Source organism: Limnohabitans sp. (assembly GCF_044373035.1).
Lineage (GTDB): Bacteria > Pseudomonadota > Gammaproteobacteria > Burkholderiales > Burkholderiaceae_C > Limnohabitans_A.
Genome location: NZ_JBILQU010000082.1, coordinates 1 through 12701, shown reverse-complemented (window position 1 = coordinate 12701; position 12701 = coordinate 1). Strand labels below are relative to the sequence as shown.

Below are 12701 nucleotides of genomic sequence, written 5' to 3'. Positions count from 1 at the left end.
TGGTACCTTGTTGTGGTAGCGCGACACCCCCAAGCAAGCTAAGTAATGTGCTTTTTCCTCCTCCAGAAGGACCGTACAAAAAAATTCTTTCTCCAGTTGAAATCGTGAATCTAGAAATGTGGATGCAATGCACATTTTGTCCTGGCCAACGAAACTCCAAATCGTTAAGTTCAATTGTGAGTCCAGAAAAAACGGCCATAACTATTACCAACGCAAAACAGGATTCTTAGGGGTCAATCGCGTAGCGCCTTGACTTTTAGGGCCAACGTGCTGGACTTCAATTCGATAAAGTCTTTTAAATGATTTGAAGAGGGCAGTCTCAACTGTCTTAAGGTCTGCAGGATTGCTGCATCGGTAAGTGTAATTTGCATCAATATCTGCGTGATCACCATCAAATTTAGGTAGGCCCACTTGTGCTGTTAAAAGTTGGCATCCTGCAGTTGAATTAATGACCCATAAGGTTCCAGCTTCCTGTAAAGTTTTTTCTGCGGCATCTAGTGCAATCTTTTCTTTTCCATTTTTCGGCTTTTGCTCGAAGCCGACAGCTGCATCCAATGGTAGCTCTAGGCTCAAGGTCAGATTGTCCTTATCTATGGTGACATTGAGTCGACCCTCGCCATGTACATGTTTTTTTCCATGGGCATGGGCGAAAGAGCCAATAACCATCAAGATCAGAAAAGTAAAAATAATTTTTTTCATCTGGTTTCTCCAAAATCATGTAATTTTCTCAAAGCAATGTAACGGCAACACCCATCAAAAGGTGCAATGAATGCCAACCTAGTCCTTGAAATTGAAATTTCAGTCTAGGTAGCAAATCGGCAATCGCAATATAAATAAAACTCGAAGCTGCAACAATCACAACATAAGGAATCCAATTTTCGGTATGTTCGAGCGAAAAGTAAGCTATGACCCCGCCGGCTACTGATGCCAAACTAGAAATGCCATTCCAAAATAAAGCCTTTTTGCGCTCCCAACCAGCGGCTAGCAAAATAGCAAAATCGCCCGCTTCTTGGGGAATTTCGTGTGCAATTACAGCCAGAGTTGTCGCCCAGCCCAATGCTGGATCGGTTAAAAAAGCTGCTGCAATGAGAACGCCATCCGTAAAATTATGAAACCCGTCACCAATCAAAATACCCACAACGCCAGCGTCGCCGTGATGGTGTCCCGATGTAGTTGCAACAGATTTTGTATTCATTTGACCGTCATCTTCATGATGATGGGAATGACGCCAGATCGAAAGTTTTTCCAAAGCAAAGAAGCCTAAGATGCCAGCCAACAATACAGGGAAAACTTCCTGGGGTGACAGTCCTGAACCCAATGCCTCCGGTAGTAAATGCAACATAGAAGTTCCGAGCAAGACTCCTGTTGAAAAGCTAACAGCATAAGCTAGCCATTTTTTTGGAAGGCCATATAAAATCAAGAAAGCTGCAAGCAAACTAAGCAACCCTCCAAGTAGGCAAGCAAGTAAAATCTGAATAATCAACGGCATTTATATTTCACAATCAATTCGTTAAAACATTTAAGCTTGACAGCGTCGCCAAAGTGCGACTTACAAATCGGCTCGATAAATGGCTGGAAGCCCCGGCGTCATCGCTGCACACAACGTGCTTGTTCAATACTGCCGGCTCTCGAATGGTCTGGTTCATGACATCACTTTGGTGTTTGGCAGAAGATGAGCGCATGACTGATCGCTTCAGGGCTTAACCCTGCGTGGCGAACAAGACTCCACCCGATGGCAGATAGCTGCTATGTGCTCCGGCGTAGTGCCGCAGCAGCCCCCCACAATGTTGAGCAAGCCAGCCCGTGCGAATTCACCCAACAACCGTGATGTCACCTCCGGGGTTTCATCAAATCCGGTCTCACTCATGGGGTTGGGCAGGCCCGCATTGGGGTAACAACTGACAAAGGTGTCACCCGCCACAGAGGCCAGCTCTTGTAAATACGGGCGCATCAGTGCTGCGCCCATGGCACAGTTCAGGCCAATTGACAATGGCCGGACGTGGCGCACGCTGTGCCAAAAGCCAGCAACGGTCTGGCCACTCAAAACTCGACCTGATGCATCCGTCACTGTGCAACTCAACATCACGGGCAAGCGTTCACCACTGGCCTCAAAGAACTCTTCTATTGCAAACGCTGCGGCCTTTGCATTCAATGTATCGAAGATGGTTTCAACCAACAAAACATCTGCACCGCCCTCCACCAAGCCCTCTACTTGTTCCAAGTAGGCTGCGCGCAGCTCTTCGAAACTGGTGTTGCGGGCGCCCGGGTCATTGACGTCGGGGCTGATGCTGGCCGTGCGTGGTGTGGGGCCGATGGCACCGGCCACGAAGCGCGGGTGGCCGGGCGTGCTGAAGCGGTCGCAGGCCTGGCGCGCCAGGGCTGCGGCCTGCATGTTCATCTCGCGCGCCAGATGCGCCAGGCCGTAGTCGGCCTGGGCGATGCCGGTGGCGCCGAAGGTGTTGGTCTCGACGATGTCCGAACCCGCCGCTAAGTAAGCTTCGTGGATCTCGAGAACAACCTGCGGCTGCGTCAGGTTGAGCAGCTCGTTGTTGCCCTTCAGCGGCACCGGGTGGTCGGCAAATCGGCTGCCGCGGAACGCAGCTTCATCAAGCTTGCGCTGCTGCAGCATCGTGCCCATGGCGCCGTCGAGCAGCACGATGCGTTGGCGCAGCAGCGCCGGTAAGGCTTGCGCACGGGTATAGGTCGGGCGCGCGGGCCTCACGCGGGCATCTAAGGGAAAAATAGCAAGGGTCATGTTGGGAGCTCGGTCGATGCGGTCGACACGGTAAATGGCGCAGGCAGCCGCGCCAGGATGCCTTCGCGAAGACGATCGGGCCGCGCCTCTCGCGCCATGAAGCCGTCGCTGCTGGCCTGGTGCAGCGCGGCGCAAGCCAGCACCTGCTCGGCGCTGGTCTCGTTGGCTGGCAGGTCGCCGAAAAAGTAGGTGCTCTTGCCTGCGGCTTGCAACGCCACGGTGCAGTGGCGGCGGCAGCCGCTCATGCAGTCCACTGGGCGGATGGCAAAGGCCAGGTCATCGCGCAGCGCAATGTTTTCGATGGCTTCGAGCAGAGCGCGCCCAGGGCGAGGATGGTCGCGCGGCAGTTCGGGCGGGCGGCAGAGCACGCAGACGAGGATCTCGGTGGTCATGCTCGGATCTTCTGAATGGCGGGCCAGACGGCATCCAGCACCAGCACCAAGCGGGTGATGCCGGTGCCGGCGATGCGGGGCGAGCGGTGCACGACGCCAACGTCATGCCCTTGCCCCGGCCAGCCACAACCCTTGAACAAGGCCACGTCACCAGCTTCTAAGGCTAAAACCTGCGGCGCATCGTCGTCGGGCTTCGCCAGCGCGGCAGCAACCAAGGCGGGCGGAATCCATAGCGTGCCCGGGCCTATGTAAGTGCAGATAAGCCGCAGCGGCACGCAGTCGCGGTGCCAGCGGCAGCAGTCGTCGCCGGTGACGACGTCCAGCCGCAACCGTACCCTGCGCGTGGCGGCCAGCGCAGCGAACTTGTCAACGAGGCCGGCGATGTCGGCCACGAATGCATCGCATGACTCGCCAGAGGGTGTGCCGCTTGCGTCGAAGTGCGCGCCCAGCGCGCGGGCCGCATCGTCGGGTGTCGTCTCCAGCCGGCAAACTGGCCATACAGCAGCGGGCATCGCAGCCAGCCACTGCGCCCATGCCGGGTCTGGGTTGCGCTGCCAAGCCGCCAGCTCAACACCTGGCCGGGCGATGTCACGCAGCACATCGGCACTGTGCCCGATGCTGACCACCGACAGCGACTCCAAGACATCCGGTGCTCCCATAACAGCACCGTCGGGTTGGGCGCGCACCACAATGCACTTTTTCAGCAAGTCCGGCAGGAATTGGGCGCGGGTATAGGCGCTTTTCGAGTGAGTGGATGTCATGTCGGTTTAGAAAGTTGGGCCAGATAGAACCATTCATTGCCAACAGTGGCGTGTGGGTTGGGGAATACGACAAAACCATCTTGCTCAGCCAACACTGCACCGCCTCCGAAGCGAACACCAATGACTTCACCTCGCGACACAGGCGTAAAACTGGTCCATGGGCGAGCAAAAGTATCTTCCGTGTGCATACGGTCTACAACCTGAGTCAAAAGCAGGTACTCCGGTTCGGGGCATGCGGGTGGTGCGGTATCTTTTATCAAACCCAAATGTGCCAATGCATTTCGGATGGCCTGGTAAGCCACTTCAGGCGCTGAAGCGTCACCATGCTGTCCGCATTCCAATGTGATGGAAATGCCACCTTGGCTGCGCATGTACTCGGTCGTCCCCATTCCATAAAAAGGGTCAACGCTGAGCAAACCTGCGCGGTTAGCCGGTGGTGTGCGCGCCAGACGTTCAGCAACGCCCGTAGCATAGGTTGCCATCCAACCGTCTACGATTCTTCGCACACCCAAGCGCACGGCCAGCGCGTGCTCTTCATTTGCAAGTGAAAACGGTTCAAGCGTCCCGCAGTTGTTGCCAGGCCCGCGCATGGCAAAGGGCTCGCCTGCGGTATGAAACGAATGAAGGTCTAACAGTACGTCGTGACTGGCCAGCAGGGGGCATAAGACATTCGCAATACGGTCTTCGTTATCTTGCGGGTGTAAGGTGGGTCGAAAGTTGCGATTGAGGTTGCGATCACCCACGCGCTGGCCACGCGCGAAAGCCAGTGGGTTTGCCACCGGCACCAGCGTCAAGCTGCCGGCGCTAATGTGCAGCTTGCCGCTCCCCAGTTCCTCAATCAAGCGCCGCATGGCAACAGTGCCGCAGGTCTCATTCCCATGCACTGCACCCAAAACGATCAAACGCGGCCCTGGTTTTAACCCGAGAAATTGATGAACCTGGATCATGCGGCCAACTTGTTGAGGTCTTTTAAAAGCAGAGCCGCGTCTGCCAAGGCCATCGTGCCCAGGTTTTCGCCCGCATGGTCGCGCAGCGTCACCGTGCCGTTCGTCACTTCCTCGGCCCCGACCACCACCAAGTAGGGCACCCGCAACAAGGTTTGTTCTCTTATTTTGTAGCCTATCTTTTCATTTCGCACATCACTGACCGCACGGATACCGGCGTGGCGCAGCGCTTGCGTGACGGCTTTGGCGTAGTCACCGTGCTGCTCGGTGATGGACAGCACGCAGGCCTGCACGGGTGCCAGCCAGGCGGGCAATTTACCGGCGTAATGCTCCAGCAAAATGCCAGTAAATCGCTCCAGCGAGCCAAACAATGCGCGGTGCAACATGACCGGGCGTTTGCGGCTGCTGTCGTCGGCGACGTAGTCGATATCAAACCGCTCGGGCAGATTCATGTCCACCTGCAAGGTGCCACACTGCCAGTCGCGGCCAATGGCATCGCGCAGCACAAACTCCAGCTTGGGACCGTAAAACGCACCTTCGCCCAGATTGATCGTATAGGCTAAACCCAAGTCTTGCAGCGCCTGCAACAGCGCGCCCTCCAACACATCCCAGGTCGCGTCGTCACCCATGCGGTTGACCGGGCGGGTGGACAACTTGATGGCGATGTCCTGGAAACCAAACTGGCGATAAATGTCCAGCACCAAGGCCACCACATTACGGCACTCAGCATCCATTTGTTCAGGGGTGCAGAAAATATGCGCATCGTCTTGGGTGAAGTGGCGCACGCGCATCAAGCCGTGCAGTGCGCCCGACGGTTCGTAGCGGTGCACCTTGCCAAACTCCGCCATGCGAATCGGTAGGTCGCGGTAGCTTTTGAGACCATGTTTGAAGAGCGACACACCACCTGGGCAGTTCATCGGCTTCAGGGCGAACACCCGGTTGTCTTCCGTGGTGGTGGTGAACATATGGTCGCGGTAGTTGGCCCAATGCCCCGATATCTCCCACAGGCTGCGGTCCATCACGTCCGGCGTGTTCACTTCCACATAGCCCGCATTTTCTTGGCGTGCCCGCATGTAGTTGATCAGTTGCTGAAAAATCGTCCAACCCCGTGGATGCCAGAAAACGGCACCCGGTGCGTCTTCTTGAAAGTGGAATAAATCGAGCTCACGTCCGAGCTTTCGGTGGTCGCGCTTTTCCGCCTCTTCCAAGCGCAGCAGGTTAGCGTCCAGGCTAGTCTGGTCTGCCCATGCGGTGCCGTAGACACGCTGCAACTGTTCGTTTTTGGCGTCGCCACGCCAATAGGCCCCAGCCAGCTTGGTGAGCTTGAATGCTTTGAGGAATCGGGTGTTGGGCACGTGCGGGCCACGGCACATGTCCACATACTCTTGGTGGTGGTACAGGCCCATTGCGGCTTCATTGGGCATGTCGTCAATCAGACGCAGCTTGTATTCTTCTGCGCGCTGGGTAAACAGCGCAATGGCATCCGCACGGGCGGTGACTTTTTTGATGACTGCGTAGTCTTGCGCAATTAATTCGCGCATGCGCTGTTCTATTGCATCCATATCGGCGGGCGTAAACGGCCGATCAAAGGCGATATCGTAGAAAAAGCCGTCCGCGATAACCGGACCGATCACCATGCGCGCAGTCGGGTACAACTGCTTGATGGCGTGCCCCATCAGATGCGCGCATGAGTGGCGGATGATGTCCACCCCATCAGCATCTTTGGCGGTGATGATCTGCACCGTTGCGTCGAAGGTGATGGCATCACAGGCATCGACCAACACGCCGTTGACGCGCCCGGCAAGGGCGGCTTTGGCAAGCCCAGTACCGATGGAGGCCGCGACTCCGCTCACCGTAGTTCCGTGGGGGTAGTGGCGCACCGAGCCGTCGGGCAGGGTGATGGCGATTTCAAGGACGTTTACAACAGTGTTCACGGATCAAAACTCGTTTTGGATACGCTTGTAGCCCAGCACCAACGCATTGTTGGTGCGTGCTACGTCTTCGGAAAACTCGGAAGCTTGCACCGTGAGTTTGGGTATGGTGCTCAGGTCGGTTTGGGGGCCTATGCGCTGTGTGGATGGCACATAGAAACCTGCGGGCAGGTCGCAGCCATCTACCACCGCGTTGTGGCGGACCACGCAACCTTGGGCCACGTTGCAATTGAACAGCACGCTGTTGAAGCCAATAAACACATCGTCCCCAACTGTGCAAGGGCCATGCACGATGGCGCGGTGAGCAATGGAGGTGCGCTCGCCTATCGTCACCGCTGCGCCAGATTTGGAGTGGATGACCACGCCGTCTTGAATGTTCGAATGCGCGCCGATGACGATGGGGTCCATCTCGCCAGCTGCATTGACTTCATCGGCACGAATGACCGCGTAGGGGCCAATGAATACATTGGCATGCACTACCACTTTGCCGCACAAAATGGCGGTGGGATCGATAAACGCATCCGGGTGAATCTGCGGCAAGTCGCCGCTGGGGTTCTTTCTGATCATCTAAGGAATGCGTCCTAAAGCTGGGTAGGGTTGGGTACGCTGCCGTACACAGCAACTGGGTCAAAGGTCTTGGAGGTCTCTACAAACCGCAATACACCACCGGGAACATCAACCGCCCGGTAAAAGCAACTGCGGTAGCCCACATGGCAACTGGCACCATTGCCCGCTACGCGCACACGCAGCCACACGGCATCTTGGTCATCGTCAATGCGCATTTCGACCACTTGCTGGGTTAAACCGCTGGTGGCTCCTTTGTGCCACAGCACCTGGCGGCTGCGGCTGAAGTAGTAGGCTTCGCCCGTGCTGATGGTGCGTTCCAGCGCCTGCGCATTCATGTAGCCAACCATCAACAGTTCTCCTGTATCGGCTTGCGTGGTCACACAGGTGATGAGACCATCGGCATCAAACTTGGGTGCAAGCTCGGCACTCTCCTCGACTTGTTCAATGCTGGTGCGTACAGCGAATAGGCTTGTTGCTTCAGGCATGAAATGGCTCTTTGGTGTGGGGCGATCGAAGCGCGGCCAGCACTTCTTTGCGCAGCGGTGCATCGGAGCTGTACAGGCCAAGCAAACGCTGGGTCACGGTGGTGGAGCCAGGCTTGTACACGCCGCGCGTGGTCATGCACATGTGCTGCGCTTCCATCACCACCGCGAGCCCGCGGGGTTGCAGGGCATCAAAAATGGTGTCGGCGATCTGGCTGGTCAAGCGCTCCTGAATCTGCAGGCGCTTGGCATACAGGCCTACCACCCGCGCCAGCTTGCTTAAACCCACCACGCGCTTACCCGGCAGATAGGCAATGTGGGCAAGCCCGACGATGGGCACCAAGTGGTGCTCGCAGTGAGATTCAAAGCGGATGTTGCGCACCAGCACCATGTCGTCGTAGTCACCGGCTTCTTCAAAGGTGGCAGACAGCACCGCCTGTGGGTCTTGCGCATAGCCCGAGAAAAACTCGCGGTAGGCGCGTGCCACCCTATTGGGTGTGTCCACCAAGCCCTCGCGCGCCGGGTCATCACCCGCCCAGCGCAATAGGGTTCGCACGGCTGCTTCAACTTCAGCAATGTCGGGGCTGTCCTTCATGCTTTGACCACGGCTTGTGAAAGGCCCTTTTCCAGCACCTCGCGCGGCATGTCTTTGCCGATGAACACCATCTTGCTCTCGCGCAATTCGCCTTTTGCCCAGGGAGCACCCAGGTCGGAGCCCATCAGCATGTGCACCCCCTGAAAAATGACCCGCTTGGGAACCCCCGCAATATGGAGAATGCCCTTGTAGCGCATGAGACTGGCACCATGCACCTGCACGATGGCGCTTAAAAAGTCTTCTATTTTTTCCATGTCCAGCGGGCGGGTTTCGCGAAAGACGAACGAGGTGATGTCGTCGTCATGCTCGTGCGTCACGTCCGAGAGAAAATCCGGCTCAATTTCCAAAATAGCGCTCAGGTTAAAGCCCCGAATGTCCAGCACATCGTTCAACGCGGCCACGCCTTTTCGCGACTCGGCAATGCTGGCACGTGGGTTCATGCGCACCAGGCGCTGGCGCATCGCCTGCACGTCGGAAGCACTCACCAGATCAGTCTTGGTCAGCAGAATGCGGTCTGCAAAGCCCACCTGCTCTTGCGCTTCGTGGTGCTCGTCGAGTTGCTGCGGGGCATGTTTGACATCCACCAGCGTGACGATGGCATCCAGCATGTAGTGCTGCACGATGTCTTCGTCCACAAAGAAGGTTTGCGCCACGGGTGCCGGGTCGGCCAGGCCGGTGGTTTCAATCACCACCCGGTCAAACTTCACGGTGCCGGCTGTGCGCTTGGCAGCCAACTCGCCCAGAATACGCACCAGGTCGCCGCGCACGGTGCAGCAGATGCAGCCGTTGTTCATCTCAATGATTTGCTCGCCCTGGTCTTGCACTAATAGTTCGTTGTCGATACCAGCTTCGCCAAACTCGTTTTCAATCACCGCAATACGGTGACCATGGGGTTGCTTCAGGATGTAGTTGAGCAAGGTGGTTTTACCGCTGCCCAAGAAGCCTGTAAGGATGGTGACGGGAATGAGACGGTTTGTCATGATGGGATTTCTAAAAAAATTTAGTCAGTTACCTGATCGCGTTTTTTGGCATTGAACGGAAGATGATTTTTTTGGTTTTGAGACAAGCTCTTGCAATGGGTCCGAGATTGCTTAAGTCTGAGAGTCAATCGTTGCCTTACAGTTTGAAGCGCCAGCGAATCTGTACGGTTGCTGTCCAGTTGCAAGAGCTCCTCCAATGCTTGCAGCAGGACTTGTGCATCAGATTGACTAACTCTAGGCATGATTGGCTGAACTTGCGCTTGATCGACCAGGTGGCCCATCAGACATGACTTGCAGGAATCCACTATCGGCAAGAACATATGCTTCTGTACTAAAACGGCGATATAAATCTATGACCGGCTCAATCAATTCAAGTCGCGGTTGCTCGCCTTCGTAGGGCTTGTTTAATACGACTGAAAAATAGCCATCGCGTCGATAGGGGTTCCCGCTGGGGCCTGAAGTTAGAAACCAGACTGTGTAATTCAATCCGCCGCCTTGGCAACTGACAGGCTCAGCAGAAAAAAGAACTTTGGTGACTGCCCCTAATGCCAAGTGGCAATGATGATCATCGAGTGCACCAATTTGCCAAGAAGTGTGACCATCTTCTTCATACAGATGTAACCCCCCTAGCTTTTCAGTTTTGAACTCAATCAGTGCCTTCTCACGGTAAATCACAAGGGAAGCATCTTTGAGTGCCAACGCTTCGTGTAAAAGCAATAAACAGTGTGGCTCAATCGTCCATGGCGCTGCTGGCTCTGGTGTTATCCAGGTAGCGAGGACTGCGGTCCAATCGTGTGTCTTGTCTACGCCTACTGAAGCTTGAGGTAAGAGAGTCAATATTTCTGTGCCGATGGAACTGTTTTGAACGTGTGCGTCAACAGACAATTCAACTAAATCAGGCCGCAAGCTCTTATGTTTTTTTGCTCTATTGAGGAATTTTTGGATTTGACTTGTATCTAATTTATTTTCTGTATAAGGCCGGGACAGAAGCATGGAGACCATCCATTTATTTGTAGGTGCGCCCCCAGGACCTACGATTAGAAATCGAATTTCAAAGGAAGGTCTGAACTCCAAACAAACACTTGGCGTAATTGCATATGACAGTTTATGGATTCGGCCGAAGTCGATGTGCATGTGATGCGATGCCTTTGGCAGGCGCAACTCTCTCACGCCAGTAAAGCATCCGTCATAGGCAGCGGGCAGCAAACTCGCTTGGCCTTCAGGTACGAGTTCCAAGATCGCGCCATCACTCCAAAGTCCACAGGCCACTGTGATGTCGGGATCAGCAAGCCAATCGGCAAAAGCCTCATGAAAGAAATCTACATCGGCCTGCATTGCGTCTGTTGTTGCCAATTTGGAATGGGTGATCATGTTCTAACCAATTCTTCTGTGCGATCCCAAGATGGGAAAGGATCTTTCAGCGTGCCCCAGCCTTTCATCCCCTTGCGCGTTTCAGTGAAGTTCAGGTGCATGTCTTTCCATGCTTTTTCGATAGCGGATCGGTCCATGTGCGTACCAATAAACACCACCTCATTGATGCGGTCCCCGTAAGGCTCGCGCCAATTCTTCTCAATTCCTTGCCTTGCCGAGGTGCCTTTGACTGGCCAACGTTCAATGGGTACAGACGCCCACCACTGTCCGATGGGCTCGTGCGTTGCCACATTTCCTGCCCGAGAAAAATTGACAACCCAATGCGGTCTGCTGGCCAGCCATGTGTAGCCCTTGGCTCTGAGCAAACCCGTGAATGGCATTTCCATAAATTTGGCAAAGCGCTGGGGGTGCAGCGGTTCATGGCTGCGCAGCACAAAGCTGTCGATGCCGTACGCCTCGGTTTCAGGGGTATGACGTCCTTCCAGCTCATGCGCCCAACCCGGCATGGCACTGGCGCGTTCAAGGTCAAACTTGCCTGTTCCCAAGATCTTTTTCAAGGGGATCGCCCCATGGTCGGCATACACAATTTCTGCCACTGGATTCAGGGCTTTGATGACGCCTGCAACTTCCATTTTTCGGGCAGCATCGACCAAATCTATCTTATTGATGACCACCACATCGGCAAACTCAATTTGCTCCATCAACAGGGTGGCCAAACTGCGGTTGTCATCATCGCCAGCGGTTTCGCCACGGTGCGCCAATAAGTCTTTGCTGCTGTAGTCGCGCAACAAATTCAAAGCATCGACCACGGTCACCATGGTGTCGATTTTGGCTACATCATTGAGGGAGTTGCCATTTTCATCTTCAAAATCGAAGGTGGCAGCGACAGGCATGGGCTCACCAATGCCGGTGGACTCGATCAACAAATAATCAAACCTGCCTTCTGCGGCCAGTTTTCGCACTTCCAGCAGCAGGTCTTCACGCAGCGTGCAGCATATGCAACCGTTGCTCATCTCCACTAGCTTTTCTTCAGTCCGCGAAATACCGGCGCCCGCGTTTTCAGCTTGTTTGTCAACCAATGAGGCATCGATGTTGACCTCACTCATGTCGTTGACGATGACCGCTACGCGCAGGCCTTCTCGGTTGGCCAGTATGTGGTTGAGCAGAGTGGTCTTGCCAGCGCCAAGGAATCCGGAAAGAACGGTCACAGGCAAGTGAGACGCTTTAATGATAGTCATAAAGATGTAGCTTTGGTCGAAGTCAATGTTGCTATTGCAATTGTATTCTCAATAAGATGATGACACAATACCCCTACAGATTTGAAAAAATCTACCTATCAACAAGGAAAAATGGCAACTGCATGGAAAGAAAAACTCGACAATTTCATGCGATCTTTGAGGTGATCGCTCATGCAGGACGCCCGTTGCTTGCTCAAGAAATTTTGGAGATTGCTGCCAGAGCAGTGCCACAACTGTCGCTGGCCACGGTGTACCGACAAATCAAGTCTTTACTTGAAGACAGTTCAATTCGACAAGTGCAACTGCCAGGGCAAAACCCGCGCTACGAGATAGGCAGCCATGAACATGATCCTGGCCATCACCACTACTTTCAGTGTCGTCGCTGCGAAAAGGTATTTGATGTGCCAACTTGTCCTGGAAATCTTGACCAATTGGCTCCATCAGGATTCATGGTGGAGGATCACGAGATCATCTTGTACGGGCGCTGTGGTGCCTGCGTGGGTCAGACAACAGAGTGAATTGAAATCGCTATTTCACAAGCGCGAACTAAGCGGCCATGCCAGACGATAATACTGTCATGATCGCCACCTGTTTTGCAGGGAATGTCGTTGCTATAAAAAACCCCGTTCGTGAATGTCTTTCCAATGAAGTAATGGTCGCCGCTGACACGTTTTTCGTCGTCATC

Annotated in this window: 16 protein-coding genes; 1 reads left to right on the top strand and 15 read right to left on the bottom strand. The window is 54.7% G+C overall.

Annotation, left to right across the window (positions count from 1 at the left end):
- From ACIQ47_RS11795 to ACIQ47_RS11730, 14 genes are all read right to left on the bottom strand, one after another.
- Positions 1-199, bottom strand: a 199-nt coding sequence (locus tag ACIQ47_RS11795) for an ATP-binding cassette domain-containing protein (protein WP_396438304.1), incomplete at its 3' end; no start/stop codon positions are given.
- Positions 200-204: 5 nt separating this feature from the next.
- Positions 205-699 (bottom strand): DUF2796 domain-containing protein, encoded by a 495-nt coding sequence (locus tag ACIQ47_RS11790; RefSeq protein ID WP_396438303.1) that lies wholly within the window; start codon positions 697-699, stop codon positions 205-207.
- A gap of 28 nt (positions 700-727) precedes the next feature.
- Positions 728-1489, bottom strand: coding sequence for a ZIP family metal transporter (locus tag ACIQ47_RS11785; protein ID WP_396438302.1), 762 nt, complete (start codon positions 1487-1489; stop codon positions 728-730).
- A 204-nt stretch (positions 1490-1693) separates the two neighbouring features.
- Positions 1694-2755 (bottom strand): homocysteine S-methyltransferase family protein, encoded by a 1062-nt coding sequence (locus ACIQ47_RS11780; RefSeq protein ID WP_396438301.1) that lies wholly within the window; start codon positions 2753-2755, stop codon positions 1694-1696.
- Complete coding sequence (locus ACIQ47_RS11775) at positions 2752-3147, bottom strand: DUF1636 family protein (protein WP_396438300.1); 396 nt, start codon at positions 3145-3147, stop codon at positions 2752-2754. Before ACIQ47_RS11775 ends, ACIQ47_RS11780 begins: the two co-directional genes overlap by 4 nt.
- Positions 3144-3908 (bottom strand): DUF1826 domain-containing protein, encoded by a 765-nt coding sequence (locus ACIQ47_RS11770; protein WP_396438299.1) that lies wholly within the window; start codon positions 3906-3908, stop codon positions 3144-3146. Before ACIQ47_RS11770 ends, ACIQ47_RS11775 begins: the two co-directional genes overlap by 4 nt.
- Positions 3905-4855: a succinylglutamate desuccinylase/aspartoacylase family protein gene (locus ACIQ47_RS11765; RefSeq protein WP_396438298.1), complete on the bottom strand. Its 951-nt coding sequence runs from the start codon at positions 4853-4855 to the stop codon at positions 3905-3907. The genes ACIQ47_RS11770 and ACIQ47_RS11765 overlap by 4 nt, the downstream gene beginning before the upstream one ends.
- Positions 4852-6786 (bottom strand): threonine--tRNA ligase, encoded by a 1935-nt coding sequence (gene thrS, locus ACIQ47_RS11760; protein ID WP_396438297.1) that lies wholly within the window; start codon positions 6784-6786, stop codon positions 4852-4854. Before thrS ends, ACIQ47_RS11765 begins: the two co-directional genes overlap by 4 nt.
- A 3-nt stretch (positions 6787-6789) precedes the next feature.
- Positions 6790-7350, bottom strand: coding sequence for a carbonate dehydratase (locus tag ACIQ47_RS11755; protein WP_396438296.1), 561 nt, complete (start codon positions 7348-7350; stop codon positions 6790-6792).
- A 14-nt stretch (positions 7351-7364) separates the two neighbouring features.
- Positions 7365-7835 (bottom strand): phosphoribosyl-AMP cyclohydrolase, encoded by a 471-nt coding sequence (hisI, locus tag ACIQ47_RS11750; RefSeq protein ID WP_396438295.1) that lies wholly within the window; start codon positions 7833-7835, stop codon positions 7365-7367.
- The gene (gene folE / locus ACIQ47_RS11745) at positions 7828-8427 is read right to left on the bottom strand and encodes a GTP cyclohydrolase I FolE (protein ID WP_396438294.1); all 600 of its coding nucleotides are present in this window, start codon (positions 8425-8427) and stop codon (positions 7828-7830) included. The genes hisI and folE overlap by 8 nt, the downstream gene beginning before the upstream one ends.
- Positions 8424-9407: a CobW family GTP-binding protein gene (locus ACIQ47_RS11740; RefSeq protein ID WP_396438293.1), complete on the bottom strand. Its 984-nt coding sequence runs from the start codon at positions 9405-9407 to the stop codon at positions 8424-8426. Before ACIQ47_RS11740 ends, folE begins: the two co-directional genes overlap by 4 nt.
- A gap of 234 nt (positions 9408-9641) precedes the next feature.
- Entirely contained in the window at positions 9642-10778 is a 1137-nt protein-coding gene (locus ACIQ47_RS11735; protein ID WP_396438292.1) for a hypothetical protein, read from the bottom strand.
- On the bottom strand, positions 10775-12016 hold the full coding sequence (locus tag ACIQ47_RS11730) for a GTP-binding protein (protein WP_396438291.1): 1242 nt from the start codon (positions 12014-12016) through the stop codon (positions 10775-10777). The genes ACIQ47_RS11735 and ACIQ47_RS11730 overlap by 4 nt, the downstream gene beginning before the upstream one ends.
- A 59-nt stretch (positions 12017-12075) precedes the next feature.
- Here ACIQ47_RS11730 and ACIQ47_RS11725 point away from each other — a divergent pair, with 59 nt between their 5' ends.
- Positions 12076-12534, top strand: coding sequence for a Fur family transcriptional regulator (locus ACIQ47_RS11725; protein ID WP_396438290.1), 459 nt, complete (start codon positions 12076-12078; stop codon positions 12532-12534).
- Here ACIQ47_RS11725 and ACIQ47_RS11720 read toward each other — a convergent pair.
- Positions 12519-12701 (bottom strand): hypothetical protein (locus tag ACIQ47_RS11720; protein ID WP_396438289.1); only part of this gene is annotated, 183 nt, incomplete at its 5' end. The genes ACIQ47_RS11725 and ACIQ47_RS11720 overlap by 16 nt on opposite strands.